Raw genomic sequence first — 21,487 nt, forward strand, 5'->3', positions numbered from 1 at the left:
GCCGCCGCGTCCGACGTGGCGCCACGTGGCGGTAAGCTGCCGCGGTTCCGCCCCGACTGACGCTTGGAGTGAGCGATGAAGGCCTTCCGGTACGTGGCGAAGGGTGCCCCGCTGCAGAGTGCCGAACTGCCGGACCCGGTACCGGAGCCGGGCTGGGTCGTGGTGGACGTCGAGGTCGCCGGGCTGTGCCACTCGGACGTCCATATGATCGACGGCACCATCGAGTCGAGCCGGCAGCCGCCCTTCACCCTCGGCCACGAGGTCGCGGGGACCGTCTCCGCCCTCGGCGAGGGGGTGGAAGGGACCGCGATCGGGGATCGCGTGGCCGTCGCGATCATCGCGCACCCGGAGGTCCAGGCGCGGTACGCCCCGGGCATCGGCGTCGACGGCGGCTACGCCGATCGCCTGACGGCCCACGCCTCCACCCTCGTCCCCGTTCCCGACGCCGTCTCCACGGTGCACGCGGCCGTCGCCACGGACTCGGTCGTCACCGCCTACCACGCGGTCCGCACCGAGGCACGGGTCAGGCCGGGCGAGGTGATAGCCGTCGTCGGCCTGGGCGGCCTCGGCCTCAACGGGGTCCGCACGGGCGTGATAGCGGGGGCCACGGTCTACGGCGTGGACATCAACCCCGACACTTTCGAGGCCGCTCGCAAGGCGGGCGCCCGCGAGTGCTTCACCGATCTCTCCGCGCTCGCGGACCTGCGGCCCGACGCCGTCGTCGACTTCGCGGGCGTGGGCTCCACGACGTCCGACGCGATCGACGCCGTACGCCGCCGCGGCCGGGTGGTCGTGGTCGGCCTCGGCACCAGGACGACGACCTTCTCCCAAGGCACCCTCGTCCGCAAGAGCGTCGAGCTGCGCGGCTCGTACGGCGCCAGCAAGGACGAGTACCGCCAGGTGCTGGACTTCATCGCGGAGGGCCGGATCGACCCGATCGTGGAGGAGATCCCCTTCGCCGACCTCAACGAGGGCCTGGACCGGCTCCGCCGCGGCGAGGTACGGGGCCGCCTGGTCACCCGCCCCAGGGGCTGACCCGGACCCGGCCCGACACCGGGAGGCCCGGGCGGTCGTGAGGGCTCGACGACCGGCGCCCCGATCCGTCCCTCCCGGAGGGCGAACCCGCACCGGAGACCGGCCACGCCGCCTTCGCGGATGCCCGTGCCCGCCGGCACATCCGGATACCCGAGTCCGCCGGCACCGGAACGCCCCTCACCGGCGGGCGTCACCGACGGCCTTGTCGGTCGCCTCCTCCCGTGGGGGGTAGAACTGCCGCGCCCAGTGGCGGAAGGTGCCGATGGGGCCGTCGCCGCGGGCCAGGCGGGGTGGCTGGAGGTACCGCTTGTGGTGCCAGATGGGGAAGTCGGCTGCGGTGAAGGCGCAGCTCGACCGGAAGATGGGTCCCTCCAGCAGCCTGGCGGCCGTCCGGCTCAGTGACCGCGCGAGCGGTTCCGGCAGCCGGCGGGGCTCCGCGAAGGCGATGCGGTTGAGCTGCCGGAACTGCATGCGGCCGGGGGCGATCGCCGTCGGCATGACCATCGTGCACATGTGCAGCCCGATGCGCGGGGTGCGGACGTCCGCGTGCAGGCAGGCGAGCCCGAACCCGTCGACCTCCACCTCCACGACGAAGTCGCCGAGCAGCGGGGCCCGTTCATGGGCCCGCATCGAGACGTGGAACGTGGCCTTGTCGTAGGTGACCGGGCCGCCCATCTCGGCCTTCGCCCAGCCGTGCAGGGTGGCGAAGTGCCCGAGGTCGACGGAGTTCTCGATCACCTCCTGGGAGTGACCGGCCAGCTCCCAGGCCTTGTGCCGGGCGGGGCGGTGCCCGATGGAGTGCCACTGGGGGATCGACCAGTCCGGCTCCCGGCCGTCGTGGTGCCGCCAGACGAACACGGCGCCATTGGCCTCCTGCACGGGGAGGGGGGTCAGCGAGGCCTTCGGCGGCGGGGTGCCGTACCCGGTCCGCGCGCACGCGCCGTCGGGGCCGAACGCGAAGAAGTGGAACGGGCACACCAACTCGTCCCCCTCCACCTTCGCCAGCCCGAGGTGCGCCCCCAGGTGGGGACAGAACGGGTGGACGGCGTGGACCGCCCCCGACCGCAGGCGGTACAGCACCACGTCCTGGCCGGCGAGGGGCCGGGTGAGGACGGTGCCCGGCCGGAGCTCGTCGGAGAAGGCCAGGGCGGACCAGCCGCTCGGGCACGGCAGGCCGGGTGCCCCCGCCACGTCCGATGGAGCCGGCCCTTCGCTGATGGAGCGGGAGTACTTGCGCGACGAGCCCATGTATTCACCCTTCTGCGTCACCAACCTGAAAATACCCGAGTCATCACGGAAGATCCCTCTTGCTGGCATATCACCCGAACGAGTGCATGCGGCGGTGCCTGTGCGGGTCCGGGTTCGGGTGCGCGGGCGTGGGTGCCGGTATCAGTGCCGGCGCCGGTGCCGCGGAGGCGGCGGCGGAGTTGTTCGCGGTGGTGGAAGCGGGCTGCTGAACAATGCGGCGCCCGGTGAACTGGGTTCCGGCGGGCTGGCGGTGCGGCATCGGCGGCCGGCGTCCGGTACGCGCCCGACGGGGGTGAGCGCATACCGGGCGCCGTCACCACGGGGGCTCACCGCGGTCACGCCACACCGGCCGGGGCCCGGCCCGGCCGGCTGACGCAGCTGTCGCCGCAACAACGACGGCCACGACGGCCACGACGGCCACGACGGCAATGTCAGGCACAGCCGACGCAGCCGACACAGCCGACACCGCTTCGCGAAGGGATGAGCATGAAAGTTCCATTGCGCCTCAGACTGCTGGCGCCGATCGCCGCCGGGGCGACAGTCGCCGCCGGACTGGCCGTCACGGGCGAACCCGCCCACGCCGCACCGGCCGAGGTGGCGAACACCTGTCCCCAGGACATGGCGCAGTGGGGAACGCTGCGGGGCTCGCAGCCGGTCCGCACCGCGGACACCTACCAGCAGCCGGACAACCCGGTCACCGACCCGAGCTTCTACCTTCCGCAGCAGACCGTCTCGGGCGGCCAGCAGTGGCGGTTCCAGTACGACACCACGGTGCAGGCGGGTGCCGGCACGACCGCTCGGGTGCGCATCGACGTGGACTGGTACGCCACGCCGTCCGGCGACAACTCCGGCTACCTCGGGCACCAGGACGGCTCCTGGGTGAGCCTGCCGGTGAACGGCTCGTCCGGCGCCTCCGGCACCACCGTCTCCGGCACCTTCACGGCCCCGCGGGGCGCTGTGCGCGCCAACGTCGTCACCGACCTGCGGACGAGCGCCGCCGGCGCCACGTGGACCGGCCGCGGCTGCGACTACCGGCTCGGCGGGGACACGGGCGAGCCGCCGGCGGACCCGCCGTCCACCGGCGACGGCGACACCGCCGCCGAGCGCTACGGCTGGGGCGCGCCGCTGTCGCAGTGGTCGGACGAGTTCGACTACGGCTCCGAGTCCTCGCCCGCGGTGCCGGACCAGGCCAAGTGGGACCTCGCCGGCGGGGGCGTGGACAAGTGCTGGCCGGGCCACGCCGACAACGGCCGCCGGTGCGACGCGAACTCCCGTGTGGTGGGCGGCGTGCTGCGCCAGACCGGCGACAGCGACGGGGACTCCGGCTGGCTCGCCTCCAAGTTCGGCCAGAGGCACGGGCGCTGGGAGGCTCGCGTCCGCTCCCGCGCCACCGGCTCCGACAACGGCCGGCAGTACCACCCGCTGCTGATCCTGTGGCCGGACTCCGACCGCTGGCCCGAGGACGGCGAGTACGACTACCTGGAGAACGGCGCCCCCGGTGAGGACTGCGCCGAGTCGTTCATCCACTACCCGCAGGACGCCGACGCGCCTGTCCAGCAGGAGTTCGCGCAGAAGTGCGGCGTGGACCTGACGCAGTGGCACAACATCGCCATCGAGTGGAACGCCTCCCACGTACGCGGCTACGTCGACGGCGTGCAGTGGTTCGACTACTCGGGCGGCGCCGACTCCCAGCGCCAGTGCATCCAGTGCGCCCCCTCCATGCACCAGACCATCCAGCTCGACAATTTCTTCGGCAGCGACATGCAGAGCGCCGTCTACGAGGTCGACTGGGCGAGGGTCTATCCGCCCACCCCGGCGGCCGCCACCTCCGCGGCGCACGCGGAGTAGTCCGGCGCCGCGGCCCCGGGTCCCCGGCGAACCGCCGCGGACCCGGGGCCCGTCCGTGCGCGCGGGCCCCGCCGGTGCGCCCCCGGCCGCTCACCCGCAGGGCGCCCGGTACGCGGCCCCCGGCACATACCGCTCCCACTGCCGTGGCCCGAGCACACCCGTGGTGGTGTCGCAGACCCGCCGGACCGCCGGGTCGGGGTCCAGCCGCCACAGCCGGACCGTGACGTCGTAGCTGCCGCTGGCGAGCATCCGGCCGTCCGGGCTGAACGCCACCGACGTCACGCTGTCGACATGGCCGGTCAGCGGCCGGCCCCAGGCGGCGGCGCGCGCCGGGTCGCGGACGTCCCACAGGCGCACGGTGTCGTCGCTGCCGCCGCTGGCGAGGGTGCGCCCGTCCGGGCTGAACACGACGGAGAGCACTCCGTCGGTGTGGCCGTCGAGCACCCGCAGGAGTGCGGGGTGCGCCGGGTCGCGCACCTGCCACAGCCGCACGGTGCGGTCGGCGCTGCCGGCGGCCAGCGTCCGCCCGTCCGGGCTGAACGCCACCGACATCACCCTGTCGTCGGGGCCGCCCAGCGGCGCGCCGAGCGGTGCGGCACGCCGCGGGTCGCGCACGCTCCACAGCCGCACCGTGTTGTCCTCCGCGCCGGTGGCGAGGGTGCGGCCGTCGGGGCTGAACGCGACGGAGGTGACCTCCGCGGTGTGGCCGGTGAGCACCCGCAGGGGTGCCGCGCGTGCCGGGTCGCGGACGTTCCACAGCCGTGCGGTGCCGTCCTCCGCTCCGACGGCGAGGGTGTGCCCGTCCGGGCTGAACGCGACGGAGGTGACGGCGGCGTCCCCGGTGAGCGGCGCGCCGAGCCGCCGGGGGCGTGCCGGGTCGCGCACGTCCCAAAGCCGCACGCTGCGGTCGGCGCTGCCGGCGGCCAGCGTCCGCCCGTCCGGGCTGAACGCCACCGACGTCACGGAGCCGCCGGGCCCGGTCAGACGGGCGGCCAGGACCGGGCGGGCGGTGTCCGTCCGCCGCCACAGCCGCACCAGGTGGTCGTCGCTGCTCGCGGTCGCCAGCAGTTGCCCGCGGGGTGCGAACGCCACCGCGTTGACGGGGTTGGTGTAGCCGGTCAGCAGGGTGCCGGGCACATGCCACACCCGTACCGTCCGGTCGTAGCCGGCGCTTGCGAGGGTGTGCCCGTCGCGGTGGAACGCCACCGACCACACCCCGTTGGTGTGGTCGGTCAGCGGAGCGCACAACGGCAGTGGGTAGGCCGGGTTGTTCACGTTCCACAGCCGCACCGTGTCGTCCGCGCCCCCGCTGGCGAGGGTGTGCCCGTCCGGGCTGAACGCCACCGACCACACGGCCGCGGTGTGCCCGGTGAGCGGTGCGCCGAGCTGCCGGGTGCGGCCGGGGTCGTGGACGTCCCAGAGCCGCACCGTCTCGTCGAAGCCGCCGGTGGCCATCGTGCGTCCGTCCGGACTGAACGCCACCGACCACACGGCCGCGGTGTGCTGCCTCAGCGGCGCGCCGAGCCGGTGTGCGCGGGCCGGGTGGCGGACGTCCCAGAGGCGCACGGTGTGGTCGTTGGCGGTGCTGGCGAGGGTGTGTCCGTCCGGGCTGAACGCCAGGGAGGTGACGAAGTCGGTGTGGCCGGTGAGCGGCGCGCCGAGCCGGTGTGCGCGGGCCGGGTGGCGGACGTCCCAGAGCCGCACGGTGCCGTCGTCGCCCCCGCTGGCGAGGGTCTGCCCGTCGGGGCTGAACACCACCGTGTTGACGTTGTCCCGGTGCCCGGTGAGCGGGGCCCCGAGCAGCCGTGGCCGGTCCGGGTGGCCGACGTCCCACAAGCGCACGGTGCGGTCCGCGGAGGCGGTGGCCAGGGTGCGCCCGTCCGGGCTGAACGCGACCGCGTCCACGTGTTTCGTGTGCCCGGTGGGCGCCTGACGCAGCAGCCGGGGCCGGCCCGGGTCGCTGACGTCCCACAGCCGCAGCCGGCGGTCGTAGCCGGTGGCGGCGAGGGTGCGCCCGTCGGGGCTGAACGCCACTGAGGTGACGATGTCCGCCGGCCCGGTCAGGGCGGTGGACAACGGCTTCCCGGCGTCCGCGGCCAGACGGGTCCGCAGCTCGGGGGTGTCCCGCATGCGGTAGGCGGCGAGGTCGAGGCGTGCGGCGAGGGAGGACTGGGTGTCGCGCACCCGGTCGGCCTCGGTGCCGATCTGGTTGAAGACGGCGGTGTTGCGCTCGGCCCGGGCGGTGGCGCGCTGCTGGAGCGCGACGACGGCCGTCCCGGAGGCGATCAGCGCCAGCACGGCCACCAGCGCGGTCACCGAGCGGCGCAGCAGCAGGCCCCTGCGGCGCTGCCGCGCGGAGGCGGCGAGGAACTCCCGCTCGGGCCCGGTGAGGTCACGGTCGCGGCCGGCCGCGGGGAAGGCGTCCTCGGCGGCGGTGAGCCTGCTGCCCCGGTACAGCGCGGAGGGGTCGCGGTCCAGCTCCCGCCAGGCCCGGGCGGCCTCGCTGAGCCGGCGGTGCAGGCGCAGCCGGTCGCGTTCCGCGTCGATCCAGCCGCGCAGCCGGGGCCAGGCGGTGATGAGCGCCTCGTGGGCCAGGTCGACGGTGTCCTCGTCGGCGACGAGCAGTCGGGCCCGCACCAGGCTCTCCAGGACCCGGCCACCGTCCCCCTCCCCGCCGAGGTCGAGTTCGCCGCGGTCGGCGGGGCGGCGGGTGTCGGGGGTGCCGTCGCCGGGCGTGACCAGCCGGAGCAGGACGCGCCGTGCGGTGACGGCCTCGGACGCGGTGAACCGGCCGTAGACGTCCTCGGCGGTGCGGGCGATCGCACCGTGCAGGCCGCCCGCGGCCTCGTAGGCGGCCTCGGTGAGCGCCCGGCCCCTGCGGCGGCGCCAGGTCTCCAGCAGGGCGTGCGACATCAGCGGCAGGGCGCCCGGCTCGCCCTCCACCTCGGAGACGATCCGGGCGGTCAGCGAGCGCTCCACGATCAGGCCCGCGGCGGCGGCCGGCCGCACCACCGCCTCGCGCAGCTCGTCGCCGCTCATCGGACCGGTCAGTACGGTGGCGTTCCCCAGGGCGGCGGTCAGGCCCGCGTGCTCGGTGCAGCGCCCCAGGAAGTCGGCGCGCACCGCGACGACCACCCGCAGCCGGCTGTCCGGGTCGCATGCCGTGAGGAGCCGGCCGATGAAGGCGGCCCGTTCGCCCGGGTCCGTGCAGAGCGTGTACAGCTCCTCGAACTGGTCGACCACGAGCCAGGTGTCGCCGTCGGCGCCGGGTACGGCGGCCAGCCGCCCGCCGTGGGTGCGCATCGGATGCTCACCGGGTGTCAGCACGCGTACGGCGGCGGGCCGCGGGGCCTCCTCGTCGGTGCCGCGCAGCCGGGGGATGAGACCGGCGCGCAGCAGGGAGGACTTGCCGCTGCCCGAGGGTCCGAAGACCGCCGCGAACCGCCGGCGGCGGGTGGTGCCGACCAGCTCGTTGACGAGCCGGTCCCGGCCGAAGAACAGCGCGGCGTCGTCCACCTCGAACCGCGCGAGGCCGCGGTACGGCGACCCGGCCGCGTCGTCCTTGCGCGGCAGCGCCGCCACCTCCTCGGCGGCCCGGCGCCAGCGCCGCTCCCACTCCTCCTCCAGCCCGCCGCAGGCGCGCACGTAGGCCAGCGCGACGGCGAGCGAGGGAAGGGCGGTGCCGGCGGCGGCCTGGGAGAGCGCGCTGACCGAGTAGCCGGCCTTCTCCGCCATCTGCCGGTAGGTGGGCCCGCCCGCCTCCTGCCGCAGGGCGCGCAGCTCGTACGCGAACCGCGCGGCGGGCCCGGCGTCCGGGTCCAGCGGAGTCTCCCGACGCCCCATGTCTGCCAACTCTCCTCGGCCGCCGTTCTCCAGTTGTGCGGCGCACAGGATAGGGAGCGTGTGACGGGCGGGCAAGAGTGCCCGCGGCTTCGGCGGGCGTGTGGGCTCCGGCGTGCGCCCGGTGCGCGTCGCGGGTGCGGGGCGGCCACGGCAGGGGCGGCGCCCCCGCACAGGCGCCGCGCTCGGCACAGGGGCCGCGCTCGGCACAGGGGCCGCGCTCGGCACAGGGGCCGCGCTCGGCACAGGGGCCGCGCTCGGCACAGGGGCCGCGCCCGGCACAGGCGCCGGCCCGGGTGCGGTAAGAACTCCCGCCGGCCGGGCGCCAATCCCCTGATGCGGGCATTTCGCTGACAGGCCGTCAGCCATCTCGCGGCCGCCTCCGCTCCCGGTGCGTCAGGGAGCGACCCGCACGGACACGAAGGAGTTGCACGTTGCTTGCTCCCCCCGCCCCCACGGCCCTTCAGCAGCAGGTCGCCGTACGCGCGGCACAGGTGGGCCGGCTGGTGTGCCGGTACGGGCTCGTCGTCGTGCTCGCCTGGTTCGGTGCGGGCAAGTACGTCAAGATGGACAGCCGGGTCCTCATCGAGCACAGTCCGTTGATGAGCTGGATCTACGACGTGTTCGACGTCAAGACGGTGGCGGTCCTGCTGGGCACCATGGAGATCGTCGCCGCCGCGCTGCTGGCCGTGCGGCCCCTGTGGCCCAGGGTCTCGGTGCTGGGCAGCCTGCTGTCCATCGTCCTCTTCCTGGGCACCCTCAGCTTCCTTTTCACCTCTCCCGGCGTGATCCACAGCGTCTCGCACGGCCTGCCCGTCCTCTCGGCGCAGCCGGGCCAGTTCCTCATGAAGGACGTGGTGCTGATGGGCGTCGCCATCTGGACGCTCGGTGACGCGCTGGGTGCCTCGCTACGCCTCTCCCAGAACGAACTGAACCGCCTCCGGTCCCCGGGAAGGGAGGACCGGACGGGGCCGGGCGCCGCGTGATCTACGAGCTCGAATCTGCCTCCTTGGCCACCTGCTCCAGTCGACTTCGGTGCTCTTCCCACCAGGCCGAGTCACCGGGCGCCACGTTGTCGCTCCCGGGCCGCTGTCCTGTGGTCCCGTCGATGAGTTCACGGACGATGTCGGCATGCCCGGCATGCCGCTGAGTCTCGGCGACCATGTGGACAAGAATCCGGCGGAGTGGCAGCTCGGACCGTGGATCCCACGGCACCCGACCGACGGCGTCGAGGGGGAGCGATTCGATCGTCACGTCCGAGTGAGCGCACACCCGGCGGTAATCGCCGACGACCCGTTCACGCGTCTCGTCTGCGGTCGCCCACAGGTCGGTGTTCGGCTCGGCGGCCCCGGCGATCCAGAGCGGCGGCGCCTCGACCGGCCGACCGAAGGTCTCGCCGAAATACGCCGCTTCGGCGCCGGTCAGGTGCTTGACCAGCCCCAGCAGGTTGGTGCCCGTCGGGGTCATGGGTCGGCGGATGTCGTACTCCGACAAGCCTTCCAGCTTCCACAACAGCGCGTCACGGGCATCCTGCAAACAGCGACGGAGATCTGCCTTCGCGTCTGATTCAGTCATCGAACCAGTGTCCCGTTCGCGTGATCACCGTCCACCCCTTTTCTGCGGGGAGCGCGGCCCTTGGCGAGGCCTCGCCGCCTTGCCGGTCAGGTCGTCGACAGCCAGTGTCGGACGCCCTCGATCAGTACCCGGCTGTGGTCGATGCCGGCCGCAAGTCCCTCCGCGGCGTCGATGCCGGCGCGCTGGTGGAGGACGACGCCGAGGACCAGCCGTTTGTGTCCGCTGCCGTCGGGTGCGGTGGCCGCCCACATGAGGGCGCCGCCGGCTGGGGTGCTGGAGCCGGTCTTGATGCCGATCACGCCGTCCGTGCCCAGCAGTGTGTTGGTGTTGGGCAGCGGACCGGACCCGTCGGGCTTCTCGACGCGGGGCTCGGCGACGATGGACCGGAACACCTCGTTCCGCATCACCCGCTGGGCCAGCTTGAGCTGGTCGGCGGAGGTGCTGGTGGTCGTGGACTCGAAGCCGCTGGCTCCGGTGTAGGTGGTGTGGTTCATGCGCAGGGCATGGGCGGCCCGGTTCATCTTCCTGACGAACGCCTCCTCGGTGCCGGCGTCCCAACGGGCCATCATCCGGGCGATGTTGTTGCCGGAGGGAATCAGCATCAGCTCCAGCACCTGCCGTTCGCTCAGCCGCCGGCCCTCGATGACGGGGACGGTCGATTCCACGCCCGACACGGACGCGTCGGCGGCCTCCTGGTCGACGAGGATGCCGGGGCCGGCCTCGCCCGCCCGCAGCGGGTGATCGCGGAGGATCACGTACGCGGTCATCACCTTGGCGACGCTGGCGATCGGCACCGGCGTCTGCCTGCCCTTCGTACCGAGCTCGCCGCGCTCGCCGAGGCCCTCGACCAGCACGCTCGACTGCCCCTCCCGGGGCCAGGGCAGCGAGGCCGCCGCGGAGCCCCCCGCGGGCGCGGTGGCCGAGCCGCCCGCCGGGCCCGGGCCCGAGCCCGTGCCCGGGTGGCCACTGCCGGAGGTGATCCCGCTGAAGGCGGCGAGGGCGACCACGACGACCAGGGCCAGGCCGCCGGTGACGAGGAGAGCGGTGCGCGGCCGACGCGTGCGGTCTCCGGGCCGGCGGGGAGGGAGCCACGCGCGGCCCTCCGACGGCGGCCGCTGCGCCGGGTCCGTCCGGCCTGCGCCAGGTACGCCGGGAACACGAACAGGGCACATGAGCAAGGCACCTCCATGGGGGACGCGCGAGGTCTCGCGCACATCCCCCACCTTGGCCGGGGTGGATATCCGCCCGGCCCCGGTCGTGGATCGGGCACCGCTCGGCCGGCCATCCGTCGTGTATCAGCCGTGTTGCCGCCGCGCGGGTCCGCAGGCGGCCGTCCGTCACCGGTTCGTGTCCGCGACCGGTTGGACCGTCACCGGCCCGTCCGTTACCGGCCCGTCCGCCACCGGCCCGTCGGCGGGCGGCCGGTCCGCCACCGGCCCGTCGGCGGGCGGCCGGTCCGCCACCGGCCCGTCGGCGGGCGGCCGGTCCGCCACCGGCCCGGCAGCGCGGCGCCCTGCCGCCCGCAAGACGTCCGCGGCGGCCCGCCGTGCCCCCGCTCTCCCGGGAGAGGGCGGGGGGCGGGCCGCCAGTCATGCGGTCAGGAGCCCTGCGGCGGCTGTGGGGCCTCCCAGTCCGGGTGGCCGGGCATGGGCGGGGTCTTCTCGTCGTACAGCCAGCTCTTGATGTACGCGGTGAAGTCCTTGCCGCTGACCTCGTTCGCCACGTCGATGTAGTCCTGGGTGTCGGCGTTCCTGCCCCGGTACCGGTCGAAGAAGGTCCGCTCGATCTTCTTGAAGGTCGCGTCGCCGACCTGGTGGCGCAGTCCGGCGAGCATCAGCACGCCGGCGTTGTTCGCGCCGACCAGCGCGTCGATGGGCTCCTTGGGCCGGTTCGGGGGCCCGGAGGCGGCACGGGACTCGGGGTCGAACTCGTAGCGCGCCTTCAGGATGGTGTCCAGGTCCTCCCAGCCCTGGTCCACGTTGTAGAGCATCTGGTAGTAGTCGGCGTGTCCCTCGCTGATCCAGTTGGTGTCCCAGTTCCGCACGCTGACCGAGTCACCGAAGTACTGGTGCACCATCTCGTGGACCATGGTCGGCTCGTCCCGCTCCGGCGGGCCTTCGAGGTTCTCCACGGCGAACGTGGACAGGGTCGCCGACTCGAAGGCCACCCCGAGGTAGCCCTCCGGCACCCCGAGTACCCCGTAGGTCTCCAGCGGGAACGGCCGGCCGAGCTCCTTCTCGAACCAGGCCAGTTGGCCGGGGATGGCGTCGACCACCGGCTTGGCCGCCTCGTACGCGTCGGCGGTGACGTAGCTGCGCACCGGCAGCCCGTGCGGGCCGCGGCCCCGGATCTCCTTGTAGTGCCCGACGCCGAACTGCACGAGCTGGGTGGATATCTCGTCGCGGGTGGTGAAGACGGTGGTGGCGTCGTCGCCGTCCGTGGTGCGTGACCGCAGTGTGCCGACGCCCACGGCCTGGAGGTCCTTCGGCGCGGTGATGCGGAAGGTGAACCGGGCCTTGTCGGTGGGGTAGTCGTTGGCGGGGAAGAACATGTGCGCCCGGTCCGGCTGGCCGAACACCACGAAGCCGTCCTTCTTGTTCACCCACGGGGTCAGGCGCGGCGCCGGGCTCGCCGGGTCGCCGGGCCTGGCCCGGTTGTCGCTCCGGTCGACGCGGTAGGCGATGTTCACGTCGAACGGCCGGCCCTCGTCCAGCGCGTGCCGCGGCGTGATGTCCAGCTTCTCGTTCGCCTTGTCGACGGTGAAGGCGGCGGGTTCGCCCTGGACGGTGACCGTCCTGACCTCGTCCACGGCCGCGTCGAGGCTGAACCGGGACAGGGCCTGGGTGGCGGTGGCCCGGATCCGTGCCGAGGAGTCCATCAGCGTGGTGCCGGGCCGGTAGGTGTAGCCGACGTCGTACGAGCGGACGTCGTACCCGCCGTTGCCCAGGTACGGCAGCAGACGGTCCCCGGCGCTCCGGGCGCCGGGGGAGGGCGGCGCGCCGTGGGGGGAGTCGGCCCAGCCGGGCGAACCGGCCGCCACGGTCGCCATCGCCGCCGTCGAGGCCGCGAGCGCGACGAGCACGGCGCGGCGGCGCCGCGCCCGGTGCGGGGGAGCAGGGAGCATCATGACCACCTTCGGTGAGACAGGTGCGCCGCACCGGCGCACCGGCGGCCACTCTGGGGCCGGTCGGTGTCCGCCTCGGCGAGGCGAGGCCGCCGTGGCGGCTCAGCTTCCCGTCGACTGTGTATCAGCATCGACCGTGTATCAGCCGGCGTCGTCCGGGGCGCCGTTCGGGATCCGGCACGGCCGGCTGACGGCGGCGGGAGAGGACGGACCGAGCGGGAGAGGACGGCCTGGGAAGGGGTGGGGCGGACGCCCCGGGGAGCGGGCGGCCGGGGCGACGGGCCGGGCCCCGGTGCGGCGGGTCAGGACCCCAGGTCCACCTCGACGATCCGGTCGACCACCGCCGCGACGTCCGCCCCGACGATGTCGGGCGCCGGGCCGAGCGGGCTCATCACCTGGCCGGGGCGCGCGACGAACGCGGCCCGGCACCCCGCGGCCAGCGCGCCCGACACGTCCCAGGAATGGGCCGCCACCAGCCGGACGTCCCCGGGGGAGACACCGAAGGCGCGGGCCACGCCGAGGTACGGCTCCGGAGCGGGCTTGAGGCGCCGGACGGTGTCCGCCGACATCACCCGGTCGAAGGCGGCACGGATGCCGGCGTGCGTCAGCTGCGCCTCGGCCACCTCCAGGACCGAGTTGGTCAGCGCCACGACCTCCAGCTCCGTGCCGGCGAGCCTGCGCAGCGCCGCGGGGACGTCGGGGTGCGGGCGCAGTGCGCCCATCCGGCCGACCGTGCCGGTGACGGCCTCCTCCGTGAGGGTGACTCCCTCGCGCCGGGCGAGCATGTGCAGCGCGGCGCGCTGGGCCGTGGTGAAGTCCACGTACTCGCCCGTGAGGCCGCCCACGAAGGAGAGCTGCAGCATCATGGCGAACCACTGCGGCCGCAGCGCCGCGCAGCCGAAGAGTTCCCGGAAGGACTCGTCCAGGGTGCTCAGGTCCAGCAGTGTCTCGTTGACGTCGAAGGCGATCACTCGCGTCATGTGCGGGCACGTCCCTTGGTCGGCTCGGTTGCTTCCGTGTCATAAGCGGGGTGGTGCGGGGACTTCTTACCCTGCCCCCGCGCGCCCGCCCCGGCTCCTCCCCCACCCGCACACGCCGACGCCCCGGCGCCCGCACGCGCGGACAGCCCGAAGCGGGCCACGCTCGGACGGCCCCGCGCCCGCCGGTAAGACGGCGCCCGCCCCGTACGCGTATGGAACGGACACAACAGATCGACGTGAGAGGCAGGCAATTGCCATGACATCGCTGAACGCCGGTTCCGCCTTCCCGGACCTGACCGTCGACGTGGCGGGCGGCAGCCGGATCTCCGTGCGGGACGAGCTTGCGGGGCACTTCGGTGTCGTGCTGTTCTACCGCGGATCCTGGTGCCCCTACTGCAGGGCCCAGCTCAGGGCCTTCCAGCGGGCGCAGGAGAGCCTGACGGAACTCGGGGTCAAGGTCGTCGCCCTGTCGGTGGACGACGAGGCCACGACCGAGGAACTGGTCTCCCGACTCCGCCTCACCTACCCGGTCGGCCACAGCGCCGACGCCGGCGCGATCGCGGACGCCACCGGCGCCTTCGTCAACGACGAGCCCCGCTACCTGCAGTCCACAGGATTCGTTCTCGACCCGGCGGGCAACGTGCTGGTGTCCGTCTACTCCAGCGGGGCGATCGGCCGCCTGGTCCCGGAGGACGTGGTCGGCCTGATCACATACGTCAAGGAACATGCCGACGCCTGACAGAGCCGGGGCCGCGAGGCCCCGGCCGCTGCCGCCGACACCAGAAGGAGCCCGCGAAACCGTGACCGACACCGTCTTCACCGTCGAGCGCTCCGGCCGCTGGCGGCTGCGGGCGCCCGACGGTGCGCCGTTCCTGTCCGTCGGCGTGGTGCACGCCGACGACACCAACCTCCGCTACCCGCACAACGCCGCCATCCACCAGGCCCGCTACGGGGGTTCCCGCCGGCGCTGGGTGCGCGAGGGCCTGGTGCCCGAGATGGCGTCCTGGGGGTTCAACACGGTGGGCTGGACGTCCGAGTACGTCAGCGGGGCGGGCCTGGCCACGGACGGTGGCGTGGTGGACCTCGGGCACTCGGAGGGGCTGCCCGCCGAGGTACTCGCCGGGGCCGGCGTGCCGTACACGCTGTCGCTGCGGGTCGCCGAGATCGAGCACTGGAACGGGTTCCCCGCCTACCGCGACCCGCGGGCGCCGGCGTTCGCGGAGTGGTGCGACCACCTGGCGAGGACGGTGTGCCGGCCGGACGACCCCCAGCTGCTGGGGTACTTCCTGGTCGACGTGCCCTGCTGGGAGCGGCACCCGACGGGCGCCGGGTACCCGGCCGGCGAGCTGCCCGCGATCGCCGACGCCTACTACCGCGTGGCCACCGAGGCGATCCGCCGCCACGACCCGCACCACCTGGTCCTGGGCGACCGCTACGGCACCCGTACCGGTGTGCCGGACGCGGTGCTCGACGCCGCGGCGCCGTACCTCGACGTACTGTCCGTGCAGACGTTCCCCGGCCCCGCGCCCGGGGCCCTGGACGCCGCGCTGGACCGCATAGAGCGCTGGCACGAGCGCACCGGGCGGCCCGTCCTGATCGCCGACACCGGCAACTGGTGCCCCACCGTCATGAACCCCGGCCGCACCGGCTCCGCCCGCGACCAGCGGGAGCGCGCCGCGGGCTACACGGCGTCCGCCGAGGCGTTCGCGGCCCGCCCGTGGTGCCTGGGCTGGCACTGGTGCAGCTGGCTGGAGAACCCGCACCGGGGCTTCGGCCTGAAGGACCCCTGGGACGAGCCCTACCGGGACCTCACCGACGCCGTCACCGAGGTCAACCACCGCCTCCTCGGGCAGCTGCACGTCCAGGAGCTTCCGGACTCATGACCCCGCCCGGCGCAGGCCCGCCGCCCACCCGGCCGGGCACCGGCCCCCGGCCCGGTGCGGGCCGCAGGACGCCGTGGCCGACGGGGGACGGGCGGGCAGCCCGGTGGTGGGGTCCCCCTACGATGACGGGCATGGCTTCCTTACCCCTCGGTCAGAACGGCCCGGCCGCGGGCGCGCCGCCGGCCCCGGTGCGTCCGCCGGTGCCGCGGGACCTCGACCCCGTGTCCGGGGAGTGGGTGACGGCCCTCACGTCCCGAGGGGCGGAGTACGAGCAGGCGTGCGCACGCCTGCACGGGGACCTGCTGCGGATCGCGTTCAAGGAGCTGGGCCGGCGCCACGACCGGCACCGCCTGCGGGGACCGGAGCTGGACGACATGGCCCACCAGGTCGCCGCGGACGCGCTCCTCGCCATCACGAGGAAGATCGGGCAGTTCAGGGGCGAGAGCAGGTTCACCACCTGGGCGTACAAGTTCGTGATCCTGGAGGTGTCCACCCACCTCGGCCGCCTGCACCGCCGCACCCGGGGGGTGCCGATGGAGGCGGAGGACTGGGAGCGGCTGCCCGACCGGCTGGGCCTCGACCCCGCCGAGGAGTCCGGGGCCCGCGAACTGGCCGCCGCGCTGCGCACCGCCGTCGACGAGGTGCTCACCGACCACCAGCGGCGGATCTTCGCGGCCGTGGTCCTGCACGGCGTTCCCCTGGAGGCCCTCGTGGCGGAACTGGGCACCACCAGGAACGCCGTGTACAAGACCATGTTCGACGCACGGCGCAAGCTGCGGCTCCGCCTGGAGGCGGACGGGTACCTGGACGCGAAGACGCGGGGGCGGTCATGAACGACGCACACGGATCGACCACGGCCGCCCGGTTGCGCCGGTTCCTCCGGACGGACCCGCGGGACGTCGGCTGCGAGAAGGCGATGGAGCTGCTGCACGTCGTCGTCGACCTCAAGGCCGCCGGGGAGGACCCCGAGGCACACTACCCGGGCATAGCGGCCCACCTGCGCGCCTGCGGCCCCTGCGCGGACGAGTTCGAGGGCCTGCTCGCCGCGGTGTCGGACCTCTGAGTCCCCCCTGCCGCGTACCCGTGCACACGGTCGGGTCCGAGGCACCCTGTCGTGCCCGGGCGGGCACCTCGTCGTGTCACCGCGCCGCTCTCGGCTTCCGCGCGGGGCTCCTCCGGGTGGCGCGGCTGGTCCGGTCCCAGGCCGCCGCACCGCCCGCGAAGCGCGCCTCCGCGCGGGCCTGGGCCGCGCCGGAGGTGCGGGGAAACCGGGTCGCTCCGCGCTCAGGCCCGGGTGCCCCGGCTTCCCCGGGCTCACCGGCGGGCGGCCGTCACCGGGAGCCCGCCGCCACGTTCCCGTCCGGCGCGGTGCGCAGCGCGGCGAGTGCGCGCTGCCGCTCCGCGAACAGCCGCTTGCCGAGCTCGGCGAAGCCCCCGGACTCGTTGACGTGCGGGAACTCCTCGTCGGGGACCGGCACGTCCAGGAAGTCGCAGAGCGGGCCCCAGCCCTCGGTCACCTGGAAGACCAGCAGGCGGTCGGCCGGCACGGTGGCCTTCACCTCGGCGACGTGCCGGTTGAAGGCCTCGACCGCGTCGTGCTCGTCCAACTCGTGCAACGGCCGGTCGCCGCCGACGTCGAACACGCGGGGTCGCAGCTCCTCGGACAGGAAGCGGAAGAAGGCGGCGGTGTCCGGATCGACGTCCTCCGGGCGCGTCCTGCCGACAGTGAAGATGGTCTGTCTGGCGCTCGCGTACCAGCGGTGCGGATCCCGCACCGTCAGCACGACCTTGGCCTCGGGCCAGGCGTCCATCAGCTCACGCCAGAAGACGCAGCCGGGGAAGTCCACCGTCGCGCGGTACCCCTCGAACACCCGCCGCACGTCGACCGTGTCACTGGCGAGCGCCTCCTGCCACAGCGGCATCTGGCTGGGCTTCGTGATCACCTCCGCCATGTGGTGACAGGGGTCGAACCCGAGCCTCTTGAGCGCCGCATGCATCGAGAGCGTCCCGGTACGACCGTAACCGGCACCTATGACATCCACTCTGATCGTTCCCTTCCGCACGTGGGCACTTCCCCGTGCGTTCGGGACGGTACGCCTGACGGCGCGTCACCGCCGCGTTCTCCCTGCCTGACTCCGCACCGGGCACGGGGATTCAGCCACGTCGCGACGGTCCGCGACGAGGTGGGGGCGCGCGCCGCCGGGGCCCCGTGGACAGGGGCCCCGAGCGGTGCGCCGGACGACCACGCCATCGGTCGCCCGCGCGGCGGAGCACGACCTCGGGCGCACATGGCCGGACTTCGCGTCGCAGGCGTCGTCCGCCGGGCAGCCCGACGATCCCGGCGGAAGCGTCTAGGGGGCTTCTGATGGATCTCCGTGGCGTCGCGGCGTTCGGCACGCTCCCCCACGCTCGGCTGCTCCCCCACGCTCGAACGGGCTCGCGCGGGGGTGCCCCCACGCGCGGGGGCACCCCCACGCGCCGCACCGGGCGCAAGCCCACGTACGCCCAGTACGAGGACGTGCACCCGGCACTCCCCCAAGCTCTTCGAGCAGGGGGCACCCCCAGAGCACGCACTGGGGGCACCTCCCACGCCTTTGAGGCAGTGGGGGAGCCGCTCCTTCTCCCACGGAGATCCATCAGAAGCCCCCTAGGCGTCCCGTCCGCTCCGGGCAACACCCCTGACCCGGCCGCCGTTGGCTGAGAAGGACGCCTCCAGCCGGTCGAAGCCGCCGGCCGGGCGGCCGCCGGTGAGCTTGAGTGTGACGGTCGCCGACGCGCCGGGCACGAGGGACGCCGTCACCGGCACGGGGAACGCGTTCGGGTCCGGCCCGTCGACCGCCGGTGTCTGTGGCGCCGTACGGGTGCCGTCGGACCAGCGCAGGCCGTCGAGCCGGACGTCGTTCGCGGGGCCGGAGCCCCGGTTGGTGACCTCCACCTGCCAGGTGCCGTCGCGCACGGTGCCGTGGCCGGTGACCCGGCCGGTCAGCCGGGCCGGGCGGGCCGGCGCCGTCCCGTCCACCTCCAGGACGACGGTGTCCCAGCCGAAGCCGCTGGAGACCGGCTCGACCGCGTCGGGCGTCGGATCGCCGCCGACGGTGAACGCGATCGTGTTGTCGCCGGCCTTCAGCAGCGACGCGGGGAAGGACAGCACCCCCACGCCGGGGAAGCCGCTGCGGTCGGCCTGGCGGCCGATCGTGGAGTCGTTGTGAGCGGGCAGCGTGCCCACGATGCCGGTGGAGGTGCCGTTGACCGTCACCGCCGGCGGCGTGCCCTGCTGCATGGACGACGACACCGTCAGGTACGCCGTGCCCTCCGGCGCCTCGGCCAGCGGGAAGCGGATGGTCCAGGTGCCGGGGCGCGCCTGGGCGTAGTACCAGTCGGTGGGCTCCCAGCTCTTGCCGATGGTGAAGTCCAGGTCGCCCGGAATGAGCGACGGCTTCTCGTACGACCGGGGCATCGGGCGCGCGGGCGACCTGGTCGCGAGGGCGTACTCGCCCCCGGTGCGGTCGGCACGCCCGAGCTGCCACAGGAACACGGCGCGCTCCACCGGTGCCCAGGTGATGGCCGGGAGCTTGTGGTGGGAGCCGTGGAAGGTGAGCCCCGGCTGCCTGTACTGGTCGGTGATGGAGCCGTCGGCGGCGAAGACGTAGAGGGTGTAGGTGCCGGGGTCGGTGGTGCCGGGTTTCCAGGCCGGGGGGACGCCGGGCAGGGTGAAGGAGCCGTCGGCGCGGGTGCGCACGAAGTAGGTGGGCTCGTGGATGGTGTACACGTCGTCAGCGTCCTCGACGTCCTGGGTGGAGAGCAGCACCCACAGGTTCGCCGCAGGCCGGCCGTCGGCGATCCGGATCCGGCCCGAGACCTCGGTGCGCTGCGCGGGCCCGGGGTACAGCGCGTCGCTGACCCACGCGGACCCGGCGCGGTTGGCCGCGATCTCGGCCCGGGCGATGTCCGCCGCCTGCCCGATCATGGCGTCCGGGTCGTCGGGGTCCCCGACGGTGATGTACGTGAGCCAGGGGCCGTACAGCCGCCGGTACCCGGCGGGCAGGGCGTAGCTGGGCAGGCCGTAGTGGTTGACCCCGAAGTAGTTGAGGATCAGCGCGTCCTGGTGGATGGCGAGGTCCTGCCGCTGCGGGCCGACGCCGTAGAACCCGGCCAGCGTCTCGTCCGACACCCCGCTCAGCGGGGTGAACCAGACGCCGAAGCCGTGCCCGTAGTGCCCGAACATCGGGTTCTGGTAGTGGTAGAGGCTCCAGTTGTACTTGGTGTACACCTCACCCGGCTTCAGACCGCCGGCGTTGCTCTCCGGCGACGGCAGACCGGGGTTGTTGACGCCGTCGACCTGCCATGTCTCGTCCTGGAGCTGCTTCTGGGTGGCGAGGTAGGCATAGGTGGGCTGCTGGCCCTTGCCGCGCTCCCAGTTGAAGGCGTGGTCGAAGATGGCGCGGTCCCACCGCGTGTTCATCCTGACCTCGCTGATCGAGGTGGCGCCGGTGGCGGTGAGGATGTCGTAGCCGTACAGGCCCCGGACGCCGGCGCGCATGATCAGGTGGTGCTCGTGTCGCAGCGGGTCGCTGGTGACGTCGGCGAACGCGACCTCCACGAGGTCGTGCTCCAGCCGTACGACCCGTATCCCGGTGCACACCAGGCGGGACTTGCCGCCGGCGGCGTCCACGTAGAAGGAGTGCTGCCGGTCGGGGTCGCGGGGCTCGACGCCGTTGAGGTTGTGGGCCAGCTCCGTGCCGTTCACGACCACGGAGGTCGCGGTGACCGAAACGTCGGTCCAGCCGGTGACGATGCCGCCCTGGGCGTCGTCGCGGCCGAAGGTGAACCGCGCCAGGCCGTTGTCCAGCACCACCTCCGCGACCTCCCCCGGGAAGGCGTAGGTGCCCACCTCGGCGGGTCTGCCGTCGAGCAGCACCCGCACCTGCGGGCCGCCGGCGCCCTCCGCCGCCCCTGCCGCATCCGGAGCCAGCGCGGAGGCGCTGCCCTCCGTGCCCCAGACCGTGGCCGCGGCGCCGGCGCCGATCAGGCCGAGCGTGGAACGACGACTCAGATGACTTGGCTCCCAGGACATCACGGAACTCCTCGTGCTGATGGGCGAACGGGAAGGGCGGGGCCCGGCGGCGCGGGGCCTGTTCGCGCAGTTCCCCGCGTCCCCTCTTCGGGGCGGTTTCTCGGTGTGTTCTCGGCGTGGTGAGCTGTGGGTTCGTCGTGGTTGCTCGCGCGGTTTCCCGCGCCCCCGGGCGGGCGCCGTCGGCAGGCAGGCCGCGATCCCGGCGGGGCGCGGCGCAGTGACATGCGGCTCCGCCGCGTGGGGGCGGGCAACCCGCTGCCAGCGGGGGCCGGGTACGGGACAGCTCGGCGTGCGGTGGGCCGGTGGGTCCGGCGGGGTGCTGCTAATTGAAACGTATGAAGCAAGCGCTTTCGAGCGACAAGCTAGCGAGTGGGTGGCCGGAAGGGAAGGGGTTCGGCACGGGACGATCGAAAGCCCTTGCTGGACCCGGCCGCAGGGTTCCCGGGGGCCGACCGGTCTCCGGTGGACGGCCCGACCCGGATCGCATACCGGAGAACGCGGCAGGTGAGGTGGCCGATCGAGGCCTCGCCGGACACGTGCTCCGCACCGCCCTCGACCGGTGTGTGCGGCTCGGGCATGTGCCCATGCGTCGGGACCGTGCGCGCGGGGGGCGTCGGCGGGTGGTTCGGCGGAGGGGCTCTGGGGGTCTTGAAACGATATGAACCCTCAACGACCAGGACGCCCTGGCGCCGTACGTGTGGGGCTTCACCGGGCCCTCGTCCCGAGGCGCCCCCGCCCCCGGGGTCCGGCCCGCTGCTTCCCGGGCGGGATCCGTGTGCTGTGCATCGTTTCAAAACGGGAGGTTGACTTCGGGCCAGTTGCCCACAAGGCTGCCTCTGTCCGTAACAGCGCCGCCACGGGACTCCCGGGCCCGGCCCCA

15 protein-coding genes are annotated in these 21,487 nt (G+C 73.8%); 7 read left to right on the forward strand and 8 right to left on the reverse strand.

Features of this window, described 5'->3' with window-relative positions:
• The first annotated feature begins 75 nt into the window (after positions 1-75).
• Positions 76-1,035: a zinc-binding dehydrogenase gene (locus tag ACSMXW_RS29445; RefSeq protein WP_485800776.1), complete on the forward strand. Its 960-nt coding sequence runs from the start codon at positions 76-78 to the stop codon at positions 1,033-1,035.
• Between the two features lie 177 nt (positions 1,036-1,212).
• On the opposite strand, the gene ACSMXW_RS29450 is transcribed toward ACSMXW_RS29445, so the two are convergent.
• Entirely contained in the window at positions 1,213-2,283 is a 1,071-nt protein-coding gene (locus ACSMXW_RS29450) for a Rieske 2Fe-2S domain-containing protein (protein ID WP_485808391.1), read from the reverse strand.
• Positions 2,284-2,769: 486 nt separating this feature from the next.
• Here ACSMXW_RS29450 and ACSMXW_RS29455 point away from each other — a divergent pair, with 486 nt between their 5' ends.
• Positions 2,770-4,131, forward strand: a complete 1,362-nt coding sequence (locus ACSMXW_RS29455; protein ID WP_485800778.1) for a glycoside hydrolase family 16 protein — start codon at positions 2,770-2,772, stop codon at positions 4,129-4,131.
• 90 nt (positions 4,132-4,221) lie between these two features.
• On the opposite strand, the gene ACSMXW_RS29460 is transcribed toward ACSMXW_RS29455, so the two are convergent.
• A complete protein-coding gene (locus ACSMXW_RS29460; RefSeq protein WP_485800780.1) occupies positions 4,222-7,974 on the reverse strand; it encodes an nSTAND1 domain-containing NTPase in 3,753 nt (1,250 codons plus the stop codon).
• Between the two features lie 431 nt (positions 7,975-8,405).
• On the opposite strand from ACSMXW_RS29460, the gene ACSMXW_RS29465 reads away from it, so the two are divergent.
• The gene (locus ACSMXW_RS29465) at positions 8,406-8,957 is read left to right on the forward strand and encodes a YkgB family protein (RefSeq protein WP_485800782.1); all 552 of its coding nucleotides are present in this window, start codon (positions 8,406-8,408) and stop codon (positions 8,955-8,957) included.
• Between the two features lies 1 nt (position 8,958).
• Here the strand turns inward: ACSMXW_RS29465 and ACSMXW_RS29470 are convergent, their stop codons facing one another.
• The 4 genes from ACSMXW_RS29470 to ACSMXW_RS29485 form a co-directional block, all read right to left on the reverse strand.
• Entirely contained in the window at positions 8,959-9,546 is a 588-nt protein-coding gene (locus ACSMXW_RS29470; protein ID WP_485800784.1) for a DinB family protein, read from the reverse strand.
• An 86-nt stretch (positions 9,547-9,632) separates the two neighbouring features.
• Complete coding sequence (locus ACSMXW_RS29475) at positions 9,633-10,553, reverse strand: D-alanyl-D-alanine carboxypeptidase family protein (RefSeq protein WP_485800786.1); 921 nt, start codon at positions 10,551-10,553, stop codon at positions 9,633-9,635.
• 590 nt (positions 10,554-11,143) lie between these two features.
• Complete coding sequence (locus ACSMXW_RS29480) at positions 11,144-12,673, reverse strand: M1 family metallopeptidase (protein WP_485800788.1); 1,530 nt, start codon at positions 12,671-12,673, stop codon at positions 11,144-11,146.
• Between the two features lie 299 nt (positions 12,674-12,972).
• Positions 12,973-13,650: a haloacid dehalogenase type II gene (locus ACSMXW_RS29485; RefSeq protein WP_485800789.1), complete on the reverse strand. Its 678-nt coding sequence runs from the start codon at positions 13,648-13,650 to the stop codon at positions 12,973-12,975.
• A 256-nt stretch (positions 13,651-13,906) separates the two neighbouring features.
• On the opposite strand from ACSMXW_RS29485, the gene ACSMXW_RS29490 reads away from it, so the two are divergent.
• From ACSMXW_RS29490 to ACSMXW_RS29505, 4 genes are all read left to right on the forward strand, one after another.
• A complete protein-coding gene (locus ACSMXW_RS29490) occupies positions 13,907-14,389 on the forward strand; it encodes a peroxiredoxin family protein (protein ID WP_485800791.1) in 483 nt (160 codons plus the stop codon).
• Positions 14,390-14,450: 61 nt separating this feature from the next.
• Positions 14,451-15,533, forward strand: a complete 1,083-nt coding sequence (locus ACSMXW_RS29495; protein WP_485800793.1) for a hypothetical protein — start codon at positions 14,451-14,453, stop codon at positions 15,531-15,533.
• A gap of 131 nt (positions 15,534-15,664) precedes the next feature.
• Positions 15,665-16,366: an RNA polymerase sigma factor gene (locus ACSMXW_RS29500; RefSeq protein ID WP_485800795.1), complete on the forward strand. Its 702-nt coding sequence runs from the start codon at positions 15,665-15,667 to the stop codon at positions 16,364-16,366.
• Positions 16,363-16,596, forward strand: a complete 234-nt coding sequence (locus tag ACSMXW_RS29505; protein ID WP_485800797.1) for a hypothetical protein — start codon at positions 16,363-16,365, stop codon at positions 16,594-16,596. The genes ACSMXW_RS29500 and ACSMXW_RS29505 overlap by 4 nt, the downstream gene beginning before the upstream one ends.
• Positions 16,597-16,864: 268 nt before the next feature.
• Here ACSMXW_RS29505 and ACSMXW_RS29510 read toward each other — a convergent pair whose 3' ends face one another.
• Positions 16,865-17,575: a sulfotransferase family protein gene (locus tag ACSMXW_RS29510; protein ID WP_485800800.1), complete on the reverse strand. Its 711-nt coding sequence runs from the start codon at positions 17,573-17,575 to the stop codon at positions 16,865-16,867.
• Positions 17,576-18,180: 605 nt separating this feature from the next.
• Positions 18,181-20,607 (reverse strand): polysaccharide lyase family protein, encoded by a 2,427-nt coding sequence (locus tag ACSMXW_RS29515; RefSeq protein WP_485800803.1) that lies wholly within the window; start codon positions 20,605-20,607, stop codon positions 18,181-18,183.
• Positions 20,608-21,487 lie beyond the last annotated feature (880 nt).

The sequence above is a fragment of the Streptomyces sp. DSM 116793 genome, assembly GCF_057320905.1.

Bases quoted from the DNA above. Each gene is read 5' to 3' on its own strand.
- ACSMXW_RS29470 (WP_485800784.1), bottom strand. From the start codon at position 9,546: ATGACTGAATCAGACGCGAAGGCAGATCTCCGTCGCTGTTTGCAGGAT.
- ACSMXW_RS29455 (WP_485800778.1), top strand. From the start codon at position 2,770: ATGAAAGTTCCATTGCGCCTCAGACTGCTGGCGCCGATCGCCGCCGGG.
- ACSMXW_RS29515 (WP_485800803.1), bottom strand. From the start codon at position 20,607: ATGTCCTGGGAGCCAAGTCATCTGAGTCGTCGTTCCACGCTCGGCCTG.
- ACSMXW_RS29445 (WP_485800776.1), top strand. From the start codon at position 76: ATGAAGGCCTTCCGGTACGTGGCGAAGGGTGCCCCGCTGCAGAGTGCC.
- ACSMXW_RS29485 (WP_485800789.1), bottom strand. From the start codon at position 13,650: ATGACGCGAGTGATCGCCTTCGACGTCAACGAGACACTGCTGGACCTG.
- ACSMXW_RS29500 (WP_485800795.1), top strand. From the start codon at position 15,665: ATGGCTTCCTTACCCCTCGGTCAGAACGGCCCGGCCGCGGGCGCGCCG.
- ACSMXW_RS29480 (WP_485800788.1), bottom strand. From the start codon at position 12,673: ATGATGCTCCCTGCTCCCCCGCACCGGGCGCGGCGCCGCCGCGCCGTG.
- ACSMXW_RS29490 (WP_485800791.1), top strand. From the start codon at position 13,907: ATGACATCGCTGAACGCCGGTTCCGCCTTCCCGGACCTGACCGTCGAC.
- ACSMXW_RS29450 (WP_485808391.1), bottom strand. From the start codon at position 2,283: ATGGGCTCGTCGCGCAAGTACTCCCGCTCCATCAGCGAAGGGCCGGCT.
- ACSMXW_RS29460 (WP_485800780.1), bottom strand. From the start codon at position 7,974: ATGGGGCGTCGGGAGACTCCGCTGGACCCGGACGCCGGGCCCGCCGCG.
- ACSMXW_RS29505 (WP_485800797.1), top strand. From the start codon at position 16,363: ATGAACGACGCACACGGATCGACCACGGCCGCCCGGTTGCGCCGGTTC.